This window comes from Halorubrum sp. AD140 (genome assembly GCF_034497445.1).
In the GTDB taxonomy this organism is placed as follows: Archaea; Halobacteriota; Halobacteria; order Halobacteriales; family Haloferacaceae; genus Halorubrum.
The window spans coordinates 1-17,485 of record NZ_JAXRUU010000036.1 but is presented as its reverse complement, the minus strand read 5'-3'; the positions used below and the strand labels follow the sequence as shown (position 1 = coordinate 17,485).

Below are 17,485 nucleotides of genomic sequence, written 5' to 3'. Positions count from 1 at the left end.
GCATGACCGAGAACGGGGACGCGCTCGACGCCGACCTCCGGGTGCCGTCGTGCGAGCGCTGTCCGGCGCTGGTCGAGTCGCGAAGCCGGATCGTCAACGGGGTCGGACCGACCGACGCCGACCTGCTCTTCGTCGGTGAGGGCCCGGGCGCGAACGAGGACGAACGGGGCGAACCGTTCGTCGGGCGGTCGGGAGACGTGCTCGACGAGGCGCTGCGGGACGCCGGTCTCGCGCGCGCGGACGTGCGGATCACCAACTGCGTGCGGTGTCGCCCCCCGGACAACCGCGACCCGACGGCCGAGGAGCTGGCGAACTGCCGCGGCCACCTCGAACGCGAGATCGACCGGCTGGACCCCGAGCTGATCGTGACGCTGGGGAAGGTGCCGAGCGAGCACCTGCTCGGCCGGTCGGTGGCGATCACCGCGGAGTCGGGCGACGTCGTCGACGCTCGGGTCGCGGACGCCTCGCGGCGCGTCCTCCTCTCTGTCCACCCTGCCGCGACGCTGTACGACCGGAGCCAGCGCGACGGCTTCTTCGAGGCGATCGCTCGGGCGGGCGAACTGAGCGGCGCCGGCGGCGCGGCCGGGGGGAGCGGGCAGTCGCGGCTCGGCGAGTACTGACCCCGCGAGCGCCGCCTCCGCCGGCGTTCCGAGCTCGCGGCTCGCGCGCCGAACCGGCGTCGGCGCGCCCGCGTTCGACTGTCGCAAGGGAAACCGACTTTTCCGTCCCCCCCGGAGGGGACGTATGAGCACATTCGAACCGCCCGCGGAGACGCTGGCGGACGTCGTCCTCGTCGACTACGGGCTCGGGAACCTCCGGTCGGCGACTCGCGGGCTGGAGCGCGCGGGCGCGAGCGTCGAGATCACCGACGACCCCGGGGCGTTCGCGGCCGCCGACGGCGTCGTCCTCCCGGGCGTCGGCGCGTTCCGCGAGGGGATGGAGAACGCCGGCCCGCTGCGGGAGGCGCTGGTCGACCACGCCGAGTCGGGCCGGCCCCTGTTCGGGATCTGTCTCGGGATGCAGATGCTCCTCACCTCCAGCGAGGAGGCCGACCACGAGGGGGAAGGCGAGGTGACCGGCCTCGATCTGATACCCGGCACCAACGTCCGGTTCGACGTGGACCGGAAGGTGCCGCACATGGGCTGGAACGAGCTCCGGGTCGAGCGCGACCACCCGATCGTCGCCGGTGTCGACGGCGAGTACGCCTACTTTGTCCACTCGTACTACGCCGAGCCCGACGACCCGGACGCGGTCGTCGCCACCGCCGACTACGGGGTGGACTTCCCCGCGGTCGTCGCCAACGATGCCGGAAACGTGTTCGGCACGCAGTTCCACCCCGAGAAGAGCGGGGAGACGGGGCTCCGGATCCTCCGGAACTTCGTCGAATACTGCGCGGAGCGGTAGCCCCCGGTTCGGGGCCCGTGCGGGCTCAGAGGGCGCCGTACGGTCCGGACTTCGCGGCGGTGAGGCGCTCGACCTGTTCGTCGGAGAGGTCGATCGACGCGGCCGCGAGGTTCTCCGCGAGCTGGTCGACGGTGCGCGCGCCGACGATGGGCGCGGTGACGCCGTCGCGGTGGGCGAGCCACGCGAGCGCGGTCTGGGCGGGCGAGGCGTCGACCTCGTCGGCGACCCGGTCCAGCTCGTCGTGGACGTCGAAGTTCTCCTCGGTGAGGTACGCCTCCTGGAAGCGGCTCGACTCGGCGGCCCTCGACTCCTCCGGGAGGTCCTCGTCGCGGTCGTACTTCCCGGTCAGGAAGCCCTGGCCGAGCGGACTCCACGGGCAGACGGCGAGGCGCCGCTGGCGGGCGAACTCCAGGTAGTCGCCCTCGACCTCGCGGTCGACGAGGTTGTAGCGCGGTTGGAGCACCGTGAACGGCTCCCACCCCTCGCTCCGGGCGATCGCGTTGGCGCGGGCGACCTTCCAGGCGTTCGGACGGAGCGTCGACGCGCCGAGGTAGTGGACCTTGCCGGACTCGACGAGCCCGTTGAGGGTCTTCATCAGCTCGCGGGTCGGCGTCTCGTCGTCCCAGCGGTGAATGTAGAGGACGTCGACGTAGTCGGTGTCGAGCCGGTCTAAGAGGGCGTCGACGCGGTGGCGGACGTTCTTGCGGTTCGTCCCGCGGCTGTTCGGGTCGCCGTCGCGGATCTGCCAGTACACCTTCGAGGCAACGGTGTAGCGCTCGCGGTCGCGCTCGGCGAGCCAGTCGCCGATCCAGCGCTCGCAGTCCCCGCCGCCGTACACGTCGGCGGTGTCGACGTACCGGCCGCCGGCGGCCTCGTAGGCGTCGAGCAGCTCGTGCGCGCGGGCCTCGTCGATCTCCACGTTGCCCTCCTCGGTCACGCGGCCGAACCGCCACGTGCCGAACTGGAGCTCGCTCGTCCGGAGCCCGGTTCGACCGAGCGGGACGGTGCCGAGGTCGATCTCGTCGAGTTCGGGCGTCATCTTCCTCGATCGTTGCCGCGGTCCGGTGAAAAACCTACAGCAATCGGATGCGGTGCGTGAACGGGGGGCACGACGACGGTCTACTCCGTCGGGTCCGCCTCGACGAGGACCACGCGCAGGTCGTTGACGTTCGTCCCGGTCGGGCCGGTGTGCAGCAGCGCGCCGGCCTCCTCCAGGAGGGGGTAGACGTCGTGTCGGTCCAAGGCGTCGCGAGCGGCGCCGGGGTCGAGCGTCGCCGCGTCCGCGATCCCGCCCGCGGCGTCCGTTGGGCCGTCGATCCCGTCGGTGTCGGCGCTCGCGACGACGATTCGGGGAGACTCTCCGCCGAGCGGGCCCTCCGCCAGCGCCAGCCCGGCGCTCGCGGCGAACTCGGCGTTCGGTCCGCCCGTCCCCGCGGCGTCGCCGAGGGTCACGGTCGTCTCGCCGCCGGAGAGCAGCGCGGCGGGCGGCTCGACGGGCGCCCCCCGAGACGCGCACTCCTCCGCGATCGCGGCGTGCGTCGTGGCGGCTTCCCGGGCCTCGCCCCGGATCCCGGCGGCGAGCACGAGCGGCTCGTACCCGCGCTCCACGGCGGCGGCCGCGGCGGCGTCGAGCGCGGTCCGGCCGCTCCCGACGATGAACGCCCGCGCGCGGTCGAACGCCGGGTCGCCGGCGGTCGGCGTCTCCTCGCGCTCGCCGACCGCGCCCGCTCGCAGGTGGTCGCGCACGGACGCGGGGACGTCGAGGTCGTACCGGTCCAGCACGGCCAGCGCGTCCGCGTACGTCGAGGGGTCCGGGACCGTCGGACCGCTCGCGATGGTGTCGAGCGGGTCGCCGATCACGTCGCTGATCGCGAGCGTGAGGACCGTCGCGGGCGCCGCCGCCCGGGCGAGCCGACCGCCCTTGACCGCCGAGCAGTGCTTGCGGACCGCGTTGATCTCGTCGATCGACGCGCCGCAGGCGAGGAGCGCCTCGGTCAGCCCGCGGAGGTCAGCGGGCGAGACGGTGTCGACGGGCGCCGCGAGCAGCGCGCTCCCGCCCCCGGTGATCGCGGCGAGCACGAGGTCGTCCGGACCGGCGCGCTCGACCGCGTCGAGGACGCGACGCGCGCTCTCGACGCCCCGGTCGCTCGGGACCGGGTGGTCGCCGGGGAGCACCTCGACCCCGGGGGGCGACGGCCTCTCCGCCGGGTCCTCCGTGACGACGACGCCCTCGTCGATCTCGCGGTCGCCGTCCTCGAGGACCCCCGCGAGCGCCTCGGCGACCTCCGCGGACGCCTTGCCCGCCCCGATCAGGACCACCCGATCGTAGTCGTCGAGGTCGTACTCCCCGGTCGCGTCGCCGGCGCCGTCGACGCCGCCGGCTCCCGACTCGGCCGCGACGCCCTCGATCCGGAGCACTCCGTCGCGAACCGAGACCGCGCTCGGGATCAGCCGGTCCGGGCGCGCGGCCTCGATCCCGGCCGCGAGGCAGTCGAGCGCGGCGCCGTGGGTCGACGTCCGGACGAGTCGGTCGCGGTCGCGGAACGTCACGCTGTCCGACGCGGAGTCGTCGTTCATGGCGACGTGGTCGGTCCGGGGGGACATATATCCCGCGTGGACGCGGGCGTCGGTGAGCTATCGGTCGGCGGTCGCCTCGCGGTGCGCGCTCGCGGCGATCGCGGCGATCCGGAGCGGCTCGGGCCGCCGAAACCCCTCGCGCACCAGTCCGCGGACGGCGGCGGCCGCCCGGTCGCCGTCGAGTCCGACCGCGCGGACGAAGAGGGGGTCGCCCGCGGGAGTCTCCGCCCCCGACGCGCCCGCTTCCGGCGCGTCCGTCTCCGACGCGTCGCGCCCGACACGGACGCGCGGCGGGAGCGAGCGGTAGAGGCCGAGCCGTCGGTCGAGCGCGTCGCCGTCGAACGCCTCGCGGAGCGCGGGCTCGAGTCCCGGGCTCGGCTCGTAGCTCACGGCGTAGACGGGTCGGTCGAGCGCGTCGTGCAGTCGTCGGAGGTCGAGGAGGTTGAACCACGCCGGGGCGACGCCGGCGCAGGCGACGTGGCGCACGTCCGCGCGGCCGAGCGCGCGGAAGAGGGCGATCACGGCGTCGGTCGCGTCGGTGCCGCCGACGGTGCAGCGCTCGAAGGCGAGCCCGTCGAGGGTCCCGTCGGCTCGGACGACGGCGCCGGCCAGGCGGCTGGTCCGCTCGCCGTCGGAGAAAGCGATCCCGAGCGTTCGGCTCGGCGGCCCCGTCGTCACCCGATCAGGTCTCCTCGGACTTGATCTCCTGGAGGCGGTCGAGAAGCTCGTCGTTGGAGGCGCCGGGCTCGTAGTCGACGGTGCCCTCGTGTACCTCTTCGGCCGCTCGGACTCCGTCCTCGTCGTCGAAATCCGCGTCCAGGTCCTGGTTCTCCTGTTCGGATTCGTCGTAGCTTCCGAAGCCCATATGTGTGTGGCACTAGCAGGGCGCGACTGATAAATCCCCTGCCGAAGTGCACGGTTTTACCTCGCGGCCGCCCGTCCTGGGGGTATGGAGCCGATCACCGTCACCGCCGACGCGGAGGAGTTCACCTGCAACGCGTACCTCGTGCCCGGCGAGGCGACGACGCTGGTCGACGCCGGGACGATGCCGGGCGTCGACGAGGTCATCGCCGACGCGCTCGACGACGCCGGCGTCGACGACCTGGACCGGGTCGTGTTGACCCACCAGCACCACGACCACGTGGGCGAGCTCGACGCGGTGCTCGACCGCTTCGACGCCGCCCTCTACGCGAACGCCGCGCACCCGCGGCGCGACGTGGCGATCGCCGACGGCGACGAGATACTGATCGGCGACGAGCCCTGCGAGGTCGTCGAGACGCCCGGTCACGCCGACGACCACGTCTCGTTCGTGGGCGAGAAGCGGCTCTACTCCGGCGACGTGGTCGTGTACAACGACGGCGCGTTCGACGACGGCTCGTTCGGGCGCACCGACATGGCGGGGCAGTCGCGCGAGACGCTGATCGAGAGCCTCCACGCGATCCTCGCCCGGCTTCCGGACACCGTCGAGGCGATGTACCCCGGTCACGGCGACGTCTACCGCGCGAGCGACGGCCCCGACACGGTGCGGGAGGTCGTCGAGCGCGCGACCGAGCGCGCCGAGCGCCGCGAGCCGAAGTACCCGGACGAGTAGGGAGCTATCCGCGTGAGCGACGGCGGCTCTTTATAAGGAGCAACTGCGGTGGCGCGTGCCTGCGAGGCCGCTTTGCGGCCGAGCAGCCCGCGCGAGGGAGTCGGTGGCGACCGCCGGGAGCCGCCGACGAGGCTGGGGAGGTGTGAGGTCGCGGTTGCTGTGCGGGGCGGGACTCAAAGGGGCAGTCGCGAGGACGACGCCCGGCGCAGTAAGCACCGCAGGAACGAGCGCAGCGAGTGACGAGGAGCGCAGCAAGCCGCGCGAGTCGTCGCGACTGGGGCTTTGGAGGTCGTCACCGTCGAGTCGTCGATCGTCCATCCGTAGTCGGACACACCGCTGTCACACAGATAAACAGCCGACCCGCCGTCTCGATCTAGTCCCAGAACGACTGCGTCCGCGCGTACTCGCGTTCCTGTCGGAGCACGTCCCGGTAGAACTCGTCTTCGTCCTCGCGAAGCTTGTTGATGATCCGCGCGGCGTTGTGCGGCCCGACGCCTCGCGCCGCTAACGCGATCACGGCCCGCTTCCCGTGGGTCTGGACGAGGCTCGCCGCCCGATGTGCCCGTTCCGTCCGGCGCTCCTGCTCGTCGTCCTTCTCCGCCGATCGGACCGCGGTGACGGTCTCCTCGTCCCACGGGTTCAGCGCGGCGACGCGGGTCGAGCCGCAGTCGGGACACTCCGGCTGGTCGGGGACGCGCCGCACCTTCGTCGTCCGTCTCCAGTCGGCGCAGTGGAGACAAAAGAGGATCACCCGATCGTTCTGAATCCGCTCGCGGACCGTCTCGATCACGTCGGCGTCGGCGTTCTCCGGGACGAGGAACTCGGTTCCCGCGGAGCGCCCGGCCGTGCCGAGGGGCGTGCGCTCGCGGGCGATCTCCAGCCCTATCGCCCCCTCCTGAACCTCCTCCAGCACCTCGGCGGTCTCCATGACCGCGAGGTCGGCGTGGAACACCTCCCGCAGCGCCTCGTCGTAGACGGGCGTCCCCTCCAGCGCCGCGAGCAGGCGGTCGCCGCCGAACCGCCCTCTCCCCTCGCGGTAGCGCTTGACGGCGCCGAACTTCGCGGCGACCTGCGCGAGCGTGAACTTGAGCGCGTCCGAGTTCTTCAGGGCGAGCTCGAGGTACGCCGCCAGCCGGTCGGGGTCGGTCGTCTCCAGCACCTCGCGGAAGGTCCCGGGGTCGACGCCGTGCGGGACCTCGAAGGCGATCCGGTACGGATCGACGTCCATCCCGACCGACGAGCCCGCGCGCTGGCCCACGAGCGCCGCGAGCAGGCGCGCGAGCGTCTCGTTGACCTCGTGGCCGAAGGCGGCGTTGATCGCCACGGTGCGGGCGCTCCCCTCGATCACGATCCGGCGGTCCGTCGGCACCGGATGGCCGGCGTCGACGTGGCCGACGACCGGCTGCAGCGCGGCCGCGATCGTCCCCTCGTCGGCCGGGTACCGCTCCGCGAGCTCACCCGCGACGGCCTCGGGGGGCGATCCCGCCGACAGCGCGGCGGCGGCCTCGCCGCGGATCCGCCCGACCTCCTCTGCGACGGGCTTCGGAACCGGAATCTCTCGGCCGATCCAGGAGGGCACCTCGCCGGTCGGATCGGGGATGGGGGTGACGTTCACGCGCTCCTCCTCCTCGTCGACCTCGGTGATCCGCCACAGCTCGCCGCGCTGGACGAACGTCTCGCCCGGCCCGGCGAAGTTGACGACGAACCGCTCGTCAAGGGTCCCGATCTGCCGCCGCGAGGACATGTCGTACACCTCGTAGGTGGACTCGTCGGGGATCATCGAGAGGTTCGCGTAGAAGTACTGCCACGTGCCGCCCGACTTCTCGAGGGTGTCCGACTCCTCGTCGAGCCAGAGCAGCCGGTTCCCGCCCAGCTCGCGGACGATCTCCTGAAACTGCGGCTCCGAGAGGTCCCGGAAGGGGTACGCGCTCGTGACGGTCTCGTACGCCTCGCGGGCGTGCACGTCGCCCTCGTCCATCACGATCCCGACGATCTGGTTCGCGACCGTGTCGAGGCTGCCGTGGTGGATCGCGGCCGGCTCCACGAGCTCGGCGTCGGCGCGCCGGGCGATCGCGAGCGCTTCCAGCGTGTCGTCGCCGCCCTGCGCCACGACGGTCCCCTCCGACACGAGGTCGCGGCGGTGCCCCGCGCGCCCGACGCGCTGGAGCAGCCGGGCGACCTCCCGCGGGCTCCCGTACTGGACCACGTGGTCGACGCGCCCCACGTCGATGCCGAGCTCCATCGAGGAGGTGCAGACGAGCCCGTCGAGATCGCCCGACTTGAACCGGTCTTCCACGTCGATCCGCACGTCCTTCGAGAGCGAGCCGTGGTGGACCTCGATCTCGGTGGGGTCGGCGGCGTTCTCGTCGCCCGCGTCGCCGCCAGCCTCGCCTCCCGCGCGTTTCCGCTCCCGCTCCGCGAGCGCCTTGAACCGCGAACCGAGCGCCTCCGCGGTCTGCCGCGTGTTGACGAAGACCAGCGTCGACTCGTGAGCGGCGACGATCTCGCGGATCGTTCGGACGTGGCTCGCGGTCGTCTCGTCGACCGCCAGCTCGCCGGCGAGGGTCGCGTCGCGGTCGGTGATCTCGGGGTCGAGCACCCGCACGGCGGTCCGGCTCCCGGCGGCGACCTCGACGATCTCGAACGCGCGGTCGCCCGCGCGGTCGGGGTCGCGTCTCCCGCACCCGACGAGGAACTTCCCGACCTCCTCGGGGGTCCCCACGGTCGCGGAGAGGCCGATCCGCTGGACGGGGCCCGCGACGCGTCGGAGTCGCTCCAGGCCGACCGTGAGCTGGGCGCCCCGCTTCGCGGAGGCCAGCTCGTGGACCTCGTCGATCACGACGTGTTCGACGTCTTCGAGCGCGACCCGCATCTTCGAGCCGGTGAGGATCGCCTGGAGGCTCTCGGGCGTCGTGATCAGCACGTCGGGCGGGTCCTCCGCCTGCTTGCTCCGCTCGTACCGCGTGGTGTCGCCGTGACGCACCGCCACCTCGACGCCGAGCCGGTCGCCCCACCACTCCAGTCGGTCCATCATGTCGCGGTTGAGCGCGCGGAGGGGCGTGATGTAGAGGGCCGAAATACCCGGTCGCGGCTGCGCTCCCGGCGCGTCGCGGGCCGCGACGACGGCGTCGAAGACGGGGAGCATCGCGGTCTCCGTCTTCCCGGTGCCCGTCGGCGCGAGCACGAGCGCGTTCCGCCCGGCCGCGAGCGGCGGGATCGCCTCTCGCTGGGGCTCCGTCGGCGTCGAGAAGCCCTGCTCGGAGAGGGCCGCGCGGACCTCGCTCCCGAGGTGCGCGAACGCGTCCATTCCCGACGGCTGCGACATTATCTGATCGCCGGAGGTTGGGCGCTCGGCCGATTAAGGCCGTCGCTGTGCGAGGCTCGCTCGTCTTTAGTTGGGACTCGGTTACCTGTCGGCAGCCGTGGAGTGTCGGCGGACGCCTCCACCGTTCCGTCCCGCACGGCACCGCCCCGCCCCGCACAGCACCGTCCCGCACCTCACGCCTCCCCAGCCTCGGCGGACGGCCCGGCGCGGGCGGCGCCGCGCCGGGCCCCCGCCTCCCTCGCGCTCCGCTCGCGACCCGACGGTCGCTCGCGGGACCGCGCCGACCGCCGTTGAGGGTGTCAATCACGTCGGGGGGCGTCAATCACCGTTGGAGGTGTCAATCACCGTTGGGGACAATCACCGTTGGGGATGTCGACGTACGGTCGCGTGCGCGCTCCGACACGCAAGCGCGCTCAGACCGCGTACGCGCGGGCGGCCGAGACGAGCGCCTTCCGGTAGTCGCTCTCGGAGGGGTCCGGCCCGAGCGAGAGGAAGCGCCGCTTGAACGCGTCGACGTCGACCGCGTCGGTGTCGCTGCCGGCGGCGCGCGCGAGGTCGTAGATCCGGTGGTCCGTCCCGGCGACCTCGTGGCGCTCGACCAGCGCGAGCGCGAACGCGGCGTTGACGGCCGTGATCTCCGGGTCGGCACCGGCGGTCACGGGGAGCGTGCCGTCCCGCGAGACGTCGGGGCGGTCGGCGATCGCGGCCGCGAGGGTGGACTCCAGGAAGCCGAGGAGCTTGTCCGCGGGCGCGACCGAGAGCGTGATGTCGTCGGCGTAGATGTCCTTCATGTGGTTCGCGATCTGGTAGCAGTGCGCGAGCTTGCGCCGCTCGACGCGTTCCCCGGCGAGTCCCAGGTACAGCGCCTCCTCCGTCGACTGGACGTGGGAGGCGTGGCCCTCCTCGTGGCGAGCCATGTGCGAGAGCTCGTGGACGGCCAGCTCGCGGGCCATCGCGCTGGTGGCGGCGCGCCTCGAGACGTTGAGAACGTGATAGCCGTCGTAGTGGCCGGCCCACGTCCGCTCGTCGGGGTCGTCCCGGACCTTGACGTGAACGGGGTCGGCGAGCGTACACTCGGTCTCGAACAGGTCGGCGGCGCCGAGAAACGGGTCGGGGGGGACGTCACCCTGCACGCGGAGATCCATGCGTATAGTTCACACATGGGCGGTCGGTAAGTCTCTTGCGCCCCTCGACGGGGTGCTTTTGTCGCGGCGCGCCGAACGACGCGTCATGTGTGCACGCCTCTACGCGGGCCACGGCGACGGGCTTCGGGTCGTCGACGCCGAGACGGGGGACGCCTCGGTCCGGCTGGCCGGCCACGCCGTCGAGTCCCTCTCGGTCGCCTCGGCAGCCCAGCGCGGCGAGGCCGCTTCGGGCGATTCGGGCGGCGAGGGCGGCGAGGGGGGCGAGGGCGGCCAGGGTGACGAGGACGGCGGCGACCGCGTGCTCGCCGGAACGTTCGACGCCGGGCTGTTCCATTCCGTCGACGCCGGGGAGACGTTCGAGCGGGTCGCCGCCGAGACGCTCGGTCCCGGCGGCTCGGGACCGGAGGCGGTCACCGCGGTCGCGACGAGTCCGCACGACCCCGCGGTCGTCTGGGTCGGCACGGAGCCCTCGCGGGTCTACCGGTCGACCGACGGCGGGCGCACGGTCGAGCCGGTCGCGGGGCTGACCGACGTGCCCTCGGCGAGCGAGTGGTCGTTCCCGCCGCGACCGGACACCCACCACGTCCGGTGGATCGAGCCGTGTCCGGCGGACCCGGACCGGTGGTTCGTCGGGGTGGAGGCGGGGGCGCTCGTCGTCACGCCGGACGGCGGCGAGACGTGGATCGACCGGCCGACGGGCTCCCGGCGCGACAACCACGCCCTGGCGACGCACCCGGACGCGCCCGACCTGGTCTACTCGGCGGCTGGCGACGGGTTCGCCGAGAGCCGCGACCGCGGCGGGTCGTGGCGCGTCGTCGACGCGGGGCTCGCTCACGGCTACGTCTGGGGGCTCGCGGTCGACCCCGGCGACCCGCAGACGGTCCTGGTGAGCGCGGCGTCGGGAGCGGACGCGGCCCACCGCCGCGGCGAGGCGTACCTCTACCGCTACCGCCGCGGCGAGGGCTTCGAGCGGCTCGACGGCCGCGGCATCCCCACGGGCGAGGGGACCTATCGAGCGGTCCTCGCGAGCGGGCGGGAGCCCGGAGAGCTGTGGGCGCTCCACGACGGGGGGCTGTACCGGACGGGCGACGCCGGGGACTCCTTCGAGCGCGTCTCCGCGGAGCTCCCCGCGCGGCCCGCGCGGTCGCTGGCGGTCGGTGGCGACTGAGGGGGAGACGCGAGGAAGCCGGCGGGACGGGGGCCGTTACTCGCGGACGGCGCCCACGACGAGGTAGACGATCGGGGTGTCGAGGACGGCGATCGCGAGCTTGAGGAGGTACTGGCCGAGCGCGAGCGCGAGGAGGACGCTCCACGGGAGGGGGTCGCCCGCGCCGAGGAGGAGCGGGGCGGCGTAGAACGCGACGCCGACGAAGATCGCGGTGTCGAGGGCCTGGCTGCTGGCGGTCGAGGCGACGTTGCGCAGCCACAACAGCCCCTCGCCGGTGCGGTCGCGGATCGCGTGGAAGACGAACACGTCCCAGTTCTGGCTCACGACGTACGCCAGCAGGCTCCCGGCGACGACGTTGGTCGCGGGGCCGAGCGCGGTGTCGAAGGCGGCCGCGACCTCGGGGTCCACGCCCGGCGCGGCGAGCGTCGACCAGACCAGGGCGAGCACGAGGAAGTTCGCGAGGAACGCGACGTTGACGACCACCTGCGTCGCGCGGCGGCCGTACAGCTCGGCGTAGCAGTCGGACGCGAGGAACGTCAGCGCGTACGCGAGCGCGGCGCCCGGAAGGGTTATCTCGGGGCCGACGACGGGGAGCGCAAACGGCAGCGGCAAGGCGATCACCTTCGCGGCGGTGAGCTGGGCGGTCGCGAGCGCGGCGACGAACAGCGTGATCAGCCCGACCGCAGCCACCGCGGTGCGGTCGAAGGAGTCGGCCGCGAAGGGGCCCTCGGTCCCGGCGGCGTGGCCGGCGCCCGCGCGCTCACGCATCTTCGGCCCCGTCGGCGTCGCTGGCGTCCCGGTCGGCGTCGTCGCGGTCGGCATCGGTGGCGGCGGCCCCGCCGTCGAGCCGGTCGTGGCGCGCGTCGATCTCGTCGAGGAGGTCGAGGGTCTTGCGGATCGACGCGCGGACGGCGTCGCTGCGGTTCACGAACTTGCCGTCGTCGCCGACGTGCTCGTCGAGGTCGTCGAGCAGCTCGCCGGGGATCTCGACGCTGATCTTGGGCACGACTCACTCACCCCCGAGCGACGCTGTTCGTTCCCGACCCACCGCCCCGTCTCTCGTCCGCCGTGATGCTCTCATGGTGTTATCGGGGGATTATCGTGGGGTGAGTAAAGCCCACCGTTCCGGGTCGCGCGACGTCTCGGTCTTCCGGGCGCTCGGCGGCGTTTCGGTCTTCCGGGCGTTCGGCGGCGTTTCGGTCGTCGGGGCGTTCCGTGGAACCGAACGAAATCGAACGTTTTTAAACGGTCTATCTGCCGATATCCACCGACTATGGTACAACGAGAGTCGTGGGCGACGCGGGCGGGGTTCATCCTCGCGGCGGCGGGCAGCGCCGTGGGGCTCGGAAACATCTGGCGGTTCCCCTTCCTCACCGCCGAGTCGGGAGGCGCGGCGTTCCTCGTCGCGTACCTCCTGCTCGTCGTGGGCGTGGGGCTGCCGCTCATGCTGGCGGAGTTCGTGATCGGACGGCGGTCGCACCGCAACGTGGTCGGCGCGTTCGAGGAGCTCGGCCGCTCGAACTGGCGGTTCATCGGCGGGCTCGGGGCGCTCGCCGGCTTCGTCATCCTGTCGTACTACAGCGTGGTCGGCGGGTGGGTGCTCCAGTACATCATCGCGAGCGTCACGGGGGCGTACACCAGCGACCCCGCGGCGTACTTCGAGAGCGCGTCGGTCGGGGCGAACGCGATCGCCTTCGACGCGGTGTTCATGGCGTTCGTCGCCGGCATCGTCCTCTTCGGCGTGCGCGACGGGCTCGAACGCGCGGCGAAGTTCATGATCCCGAGCGTCATCGTCTTGCTCGTGATCCTCGCCGGCTACGGTGCGACGCTGGAGGGGGCGGCCGAGGGGTACGCCTTCTACCTGTCGCCCGATTTCTCCACGCTGTTCGGCGACGCGCTCGCGCTGCTGCCCGACGCGGCCGGGCAGGCCTTTTTCACGCTCTCGCTCGGGATGGGCGTGATGGTCACGTACGCCTCCTACCTCGGCGAGGACCGCAGCCTGCTCAACGACAGCCTGATCATCCTCGTCGTCGACACCTCCATCGCGCTCCTGGCCGGCCTCGCGATCTTCCCGTTCCTGTTCTCGCAGGGCGTCGACCCGGGAACGGGCGGCCCGGGGACGGTGTTCGTCGCGCTCGGCACCGCGTTCGCCGAGTTCCCGGCCGGGCAGGTCGTCGGCACGGTGTTCTACGTCGCACTGTTCCTGGCCGCGCTCACGAGCGCGTTCAGCATCCTCGAGGTGATCGTCGCGTACGTCACCGAGACGTTCGGCGTCGACCGGAAGCCCGCGACGCTCGGCCTCTCGGTCGTGATCTTCCTCATCGGGATCCCGACCGCGACCGACCTGACGTACCTCACCGCGTACGACGTCCTCGCCAACCAGGTGCTGCTCATCGGCGGCGGGCTCCTGCTCGCGATCTTCGTCGGGTGGGCGTACGCCGGCGACGCGGTCGAGGAGTTCCGGACGGGCATGCGCGGCGGCGACGCGCTCAGCACGGTGTGGATCTGGCTGCTCCGGGTCCCGATCGTGTTGATCCTGCTGTACGTCCTCTACTTCGGCGTGCAGGCGGCCGCCGAAGCGATCCTGGCGGCGCTGTGAGCGCCCGGGCCGCGAGCGCCCCGGCGCGCCGCTGACCGAGCGCGTCGCTCGGTCGAGTTTCTTCTCGCTCGCGTCGTCTCGGAGCCCTCGGGCCGCCTCTCGCGTGGCGGCGGGTCGAGTCGGCGACCGCCACTCGGGACACGTCACTGGCGACGCGGTACGCGGACGCCCCGGTCGCGGGCCGTGCGAGTCGCACGGGTGTGCCTCGCCGGGTCGGTCGCGCGGGTCGCACGCGCGTAGTCGTGCTCGCGTGGCCGCGCTCGCACGGTCGAACAAGTCGTCGTCGATCACGCGGGCGAATCGGGCACGCGGCGTGGCCGACGCCCCGGGAGAGAGCGGGGCGTCGGATCGGGGGAAGTCGGCGCGGACGGGCGTGACTCCCTACCCTCCGGTGTCGCGCCCGCACGCGCCTACGCGAGAAGAGGAGCCGAGCGGGAATAAGGTCGCCGCGGGTGGGCGGACGGAGCGCACAGGGCCGTGTTTGCGGGCGGTGGAGTCGAGGCGCGTCGACGGGATGCGGGTCGGATCGCAGGCGCGCTCGCGGTCACGGAGGGCATTCGACGACGCTGGTGGATTGCGGAGAGAGGGGACGAAAGCGGGGTCGCAGACGACGGGGCGACTCCCTACCATAGAACGCGTGCTCCGTCGCCTGAGAGGGTCGGACCCACCTCACAGTACCGAGTTCACACGGGTAGCTGTTACGGTCGTCCGGGCGTGGTACGGGAAGCGTGCCGGTTCAGGCGTCGCGAATCTCGGTGTCGCGACTTCGACATCGCGATCGGCGGTGTCGTCGCGTTCGTTACCGATTTCGAAAACGAGCGTCTGACGCGCTGTACCCTGTGTGCGTGGCGTTCACACACTTTCCTGAACCACACAAAGTATTTATAGCGACCGCTTAAAGAGACGAGCGCAGACCCTACCCAATGCAGAATGCGATACCGAACGCGAGTAATCCGCGTCAAGTCCGGCTGCGCCCTCGATGCGATGTTGGTCGACGACGACCGGGCGAGTGAGACGGGGACAAAGCAGGGTGTCGCGGTGCAGAACGAAACAACACAACAATGACAAACGATACAAACACGCGCACGAAGGCCAACGCGGTCTTCTTCGCAGCGGTCATGGTGCTTTCCATGGTTGCATTCGGTTTTGCTGCCGCACCCGCGGCGGCCGCTGTCACTGATCTCTCCAACGGCTCCGCAGAGGACGTCACGGTGGGATCGGAGGCAGCACCACAGGAAGTAACGTTCGACGTAGATATTGAGGAGGGAGACACTGATGAGCAAGTCATCACTAATCTCTCTGAGGCGGCTGATGCAGGTGTCGCTCCGAGCGTTGACGATGTCTCCTCTAACACCAGCGACGTAACTGTCTCTGATGAGGGCATCGACGGTGCTGACCACACAGTCAACGTTAGCGACGATAACACCAGTAACGGTGCACACAGTGCTACCATCACCGTCACCTACGAACACGACACGAGTGATGCTAGCGCAATCGATAATGTCGACTTTGCAATCGAGGATGACGATGCTTCCGAGACCACTACTGCAACCTTCGACATTCAGGACGTAAACCCGTCCTACGATCCGGATTCTGACCTGTACTACTCGGGTCAGGAGATCGATGCGAGCGGTCTCGCTCAGGATACGGACTATCAGCTCCGCTCAGTTGATGACCGCGATAGCGATGGAAATATCTCCAGCAGTAGTCCGGTGGAGCAGTTCTCCACTGACGATAACGGCAATTACACCCTCGACACGGACGATCTCGACACTGGTGACTACTTCCTCCGCGGCCCCGGTATTGACGACGAGGAGGCCACCGAGTTCGAGGTCTCCACGCAGGACCTCTCGACCGAGTTCGCAGACGATGAGGTCGAAGAGGGTGAGGAAGTCGACCTCGAAGTCGACTCCAACCGCGGGACCTACTCGCTGAACGTCACCGCTGACGGTCTCGACGAGGGAGACCTCGACGACATCTTCCGCAACGTTGACGATGTCGACACCGACGAGGAAGAAGAGCGCGTCACGCTCAACGACATCTCGGACGGTGACATCGCGGCCAACTTCTCGGACATCGACGAAGACGAATACGACTTCGACTTCGAAGTAACCGACACCAACGCTGAGGACAGCGCCTCGATCAACGTCACTGAGGCCGAGGACGGCGAACTCGACGTCTCTTCCGCCACCGAAGAGCAGGGCGGTGTGGCTGCTGTCGACGTTGAACTCGACAACACCGACGAGGGTACCCTCGTGATCGGTAACGAAGAGGACGACGGCTACCAGGCCAACGTCACCGTTGAAGACGACGAGGACGACGAAGTGACGGTCCTCTTCAACACGTACGCGGCCGGCAACGAAAGCGATGACGTTGACAACAACGACATCGTCTACACCGAGGACGAGGACGCGACGGTCGAACTCGAAGACGATACCAACCTGAGCAACATCCTCGACACGGGCACGTACGACCTCTCGGTCGGCCCGTACACGGATGCTGACGACCGGTTCGAAGACACGGTCGACGATCCGGACTCCATCTCCTCGCTCTCGATCCAGGAACGCAGCGACGATACGGAGCTTGCGCTCTGGCGCACCAGTGAGAGCGTCGAAAGCGACCTCGCTGAGGAACTCTCCGACGAGAACGAGAGCGCCACGGTCTCGCTGATCGAGGACTCCATCGAGGACGACCTCGTCACGGAGACCGACACGCTCGCCATCGACGACGACGGCGACCGCAGCGACGTGCTCGTCCACCAGCTCACCGCGTCCGGTCTCGAAGGTGTCCTCGAGGACGCCGACAACGAAGACCTCGGTGACGGTGACACCACCAACCAGTTCTACAACGTTCTCCAGAACGACTCCGACATCGGTGACGACGGAGACAAGCTGGACGTGGTCCTCGAACAGCAGAACCCCGACTCCAACGAGGACGCCAACGAGATCGACGTGAACCAGGTCGCTGACGAAGTCGACAGCGAAACGTTCTCGGAGATCTTCACGGTCGTCTACGACGAGGAGTCTGACAACTACTACGTCGTCGCGAACGCCGACAACCTCAACGAGGAACTTGAGGACAACGGCGATCTCAGCGACGACATCGACCCGATCGAAGGCGAAGACGAGTACGAAGTGCAGGTGAGCCTCCAGGACGCGCGTCTCCTCGACCTCCTCGATGAGGATGACGAGGACACTCGCGAAGAGGCATTCGAGTCCGCGTCGGCCTCGTTCACGGCTGAGGAAGCCGAGGGCGAGTTCGACAACGAAGACGAGATCCAGGTTGAAGCCGCCGAGAACCAGTCCATCACGGGAACGACGAACGTTGCGCCCGGGACTGAAGTCAACATGCGCGTCCGCAGCGATGACGACTCTACGACGAGCTTCATCGAGAACGACGAGGACATTGTCGTCTCGGCTGACGGCGAGTTCGAAGGCACCTTCGACGACTTCGAAGAGGCCGAAGTGAACGACACGTTCACGGCTCAGATCAACCAGGCCGCCTTCGACGCCGAGTCCGACGGTACGGTCGTCGAGCAGACTGAGGAGCCCGCGAGCTTCGAAGTCTCTGACCTCGACCCCGAGGAGGCCACCGTCACGCAGGGTGACGAAGTGACCGTCTCGGCGACGATCGAGAACACCGGCGAAGCGGAAGGTACCCAGGACGTCGCGCTCAC

General features: G+C 70.4%; 14 protein-coding genes. 6 read left to right on the top strand and 8 right to left on the bottom strand.

All coding sequences use genetic code 11. The features are described 5' to 3' along the window. Positions 1 to 2 precede the first annotated feature (2 nt). Both U4E84_RS10280 and hisH read left to right on the top strand, forming a co-directional pair. Positions 3 to 620 carry a uracil-DNA glycosylase gene (locus U4E84_RS10280; RefSeq protein WP_322532001.1) on the top strand — a complete coding sequence of 206 codons (618 nt, stop codon included), beginning with the start codon at positions 3 to 5 and terminating at the stop codon, positions 618 to 620. 124 nt (positions 621 to 744) lie between these two features. Further along, positions 745 to 1,404, top strand: a complete 660-nt coding sequence (hisH, locus tag U4E84_RS10275; RefSeq protein WP_322532000.1) for an imidazole glycerol phosphate synthase subunit HisH — start codon at positions 745 to 747, stop codon at positions 1,402 to 1,404. A 25-nt stretch (positions 1,405 to 1,429) separates the two neighbouring features. Here hisH and U4E84_RS10270 read toward each other — a convergent pair whose 3' ends face one another. The 4 genes from U4E84_RS10270 to U4E84_RS10255 form a co-directional block, all read right to left on the bottom strand. Further along, positions 1,430 to 2,443, bottom strand: a complete 1,014-nt coding sequence (locus U4E84_RS10270) for an aldo/keto reductase (protein ID WP_322531999.1) — start codon at positions 2,441 to 2,443, stop codon at positions 1,430 to 1,432. Between the two features lie 80 nt (positions 2,444 to 2,523). Then, positions 2,524 to 3,981, bottom strand: a complete 1,458-nt coding sequence (locus tag U4E84_RS10265; protein ID WP_322531998.1) for a DUF4147 domain-containing protein — start codon at positions 3,979 to 3,981, stop codon at positions 2,524 to 2,526. Between the two features lie 57 nt (positions 3,982 to 4,038). Next, positions 4,039 to 4,659, bottom strand: coding sequence for a DUF99 family protein (locus U4E84_RS10260; RefSeq protein WP_322531997.1), 621 nt, complete (start codon positions 4,657 to 4,659; stop codon positions 4,039 to 4,041). A 4-nt stretch (positions 4,660 to 4,663) separates the two neighbouring features. After that, on the bottom strand, positions 4,664 to 4,846 hold the full coding sequence (locus U4E84_RS10255; RefSeq protein ID WP_322531996.1) for a DUF5786 family protein: 183 nt from the start codon (positions 4,844 to 4,846) through the stop codon (positions 4,664 to 4,666). An 84-nt stretch (positions 4,847 to 4,930) separates the two neighbouring features. On the opposite strand from U4E84_RS10255, the gene U4E84_RS10250 reads away from it, so the two are divergent. Next, a complete protein-coding gene (locus tag U4E84_RS10250; RefSeq protein ID WP_322531995.1) occupies positions 4,931 to 5,572 on the top strand; it encodes an MBL fold metallo-hydrolase in 642 nt (213 codons plus the stop codon). A 373-nt stretch (positions 5,573 to 5,945) separates the two neighbouring features. Here the strand turns inward: U4E84_RS10250 and U4E84_RS10245 are convergent, their stop codons facing one another. Both U4E84_RS10245 and U4E84_RS10240 read right to left on the bottom strand, forming a co-directional pair. Next, positions 5,946 to 8,897, bottom strand: coding sequence for a DEAD/DEAH box helicase (locus U4E84_RS10245; RefSeq protein WP_322531994.1), 2,952 nt, complete (start codon positions 8,895 to 8,897; stop codon positions 5,946 to 5,948). A gap of 413 nt (positions 8,898 to 9,310) precedes the next feature. Then, the gene (locus tag U4E84_RS10240; RefSeq protein WP_322531993.1) at positions 9,311 to 10,042 is read right to left on the bottom strand and encodes a DUF5781 family protein; all 732 of its coding nucleotides are present in this window, start codon (positions 10,040 to 10,042) and stop codon (positions 9,311 to 9,313) included. 85 nt (positions 10,043 to 10,127) lie between these two features. Here U4E84_RS10240 and U4E84_RS10235 point away from each other — a divergent pair, with 85 nt between their 5' ends. Continuing rightward, on the top strand, positions 10,128 to 11,210 hold the full coding sequence (locus U4E84_RS10235) for a hypothetical protein (protein ID WP_322531992.1): 1,083 nt from the start codon (positions 10,128 to 10,130) through the stop codon (positions 11,208 to 11,210). Positions 11,211 to 11,246: 36 nt separating this feature from the next. Here the strand turns inward: U4E84_RS10235 and U4E84_RS10230 are convergent, their stop codons facing one another. Both U4E84_RS10230 and U4E84_RS10225 read right to left on the bottom strand, forming a co-directional pair. Next, positions 11,247 to 11,978 carry a queuosine precursor transporter gene (locus tag U4E84_RS10230; protein WP_322531991.1) on the bottom strand — a complete coding sequence of 244 codons (732 nt, stop codon included), beginning with the start codon at positions 11,976 to 11,978 and terminating at the stop codon, positions 11,247 to 11,249. Further along, the gene (locus tag U4E84_RS10225; protein WP_322531990.1) at positions 11,971 to 12,216 is read right to left on the bottom strand and encodes a type II toxin-antitoxin system ParD family antitoxin; all 246 of its coding nucleotides are present in this window, start codon (positions 12,214 to 12,216) and stop codon (positions 11,971 to 11,973) included. Before U4E84_RS10225 ends, U4E84_RS10230 begins: the two co-directional genes overlap by 8 nt. Before the next feature lie 267 nt (positions 12,217 to 12,483). On the opposite strand from U4E84_RS10225, the gene U4E84_RS10220 reads away from it, so the two are divergent. Both U4E84_RS10220 and U4E84_RS10215 read left to right on the top strand, forming a co-directional pair. Continuing rightward, complete coding sequence (locus U4E84_RS10220) at positions 12,484 to 13,809, top strand: sodium-dependent transporter (protein ID WP_322531989.1); 1,326 nt, start codon at positions 12,484 to 12,486, stop codon at positions 13,807 to 13,809. 1,061 nt (positions 13,810 to 14,870) lie between these two features. Then, a partial coding sequence (locus tag U4E84_RS10215) for a BGTF surface domain-containing protein (protein ID WP_322531988.1) occupies positions 14,871 to 17,485 on the top strand: 2,615 nt, incomplete at its 3' end.

Coding starts and splice junctions, on each gene's coding strand:
- U4E84_RS10280 (WP_322532001.1), top strand. CDS start 3: ATGACCGAGAACGGGGACGCGCTCGACGCCGACCTCCGGGTGCCGTCG.
- hisH (WP_322532000.1), top strand. CDS start 745: ATGAGCACATTCGAACCGCCCGCGGAGACGCTGGCGGACGTCGTCCTC.
- U4E84_RS10270 (WP_322531999.1), bottom strand. CDS start 2,443: ATGACGCCCGAACTCGACGAGATCGACCTCGGCACCGTCCCGCTCGGT.
- U4E84_RS10265 (WP_322531998.1), bottom strand. CDS start 3,981: ATGAACGACGACTCCGCGTCGGACAGCGTGACGTTCCGCGACCGCGAC.
- U4E84_RS10255 (WP_322531996.1), bottom strand. CDS start 4,846: ATGGGCTTCGGAAGCTACGACGAATCCGAACAGGAGAACCAGGACCTG.
- U4E84_RS10250 (WP_322531995.1), top strand. CDS start 4,931: ATGGAGCCGATCACCGTCACCGCCGACGCGGAGGAGTTCACCTGCAAC.
- U4E84_RS10245 (WP_322531994.1), bottom strand. CDS start 8,897: ATGTCGCAGCCGTCGGGAATGGACGCGTTCGCGCACCTCGGGAGCGAG.
- U4E84_RS10240 (WP_322531993.1), bottom strand. CDS start 10,042: ATGGATCTCCGCGTGCAGGGTGACGTCCCCCCCGACCCGTTTCTCGGC.
- U4E84_RS10235 (WP_322531992.1), top strand. CDS start 10,128: ATGTGTGCACGCCTCTACGCGGGCCACGGCGACGGGCTTCGGGTCGTC.
- U4E84_RS10230 (WP_322531991.1), bottom strand. CDS start 11,978: ATGCGTGAGCGCGCGGGCGCCGGCCACGCCGCCGGGACCGAGGGCCCC.
- U4E84_RS10220 (WP_322531989.1), top strand. CDS start 12,484: ATGGTACAACGAGAGTCGTGGGCGACGCGGGCGGGGTTCATCCTCGCG.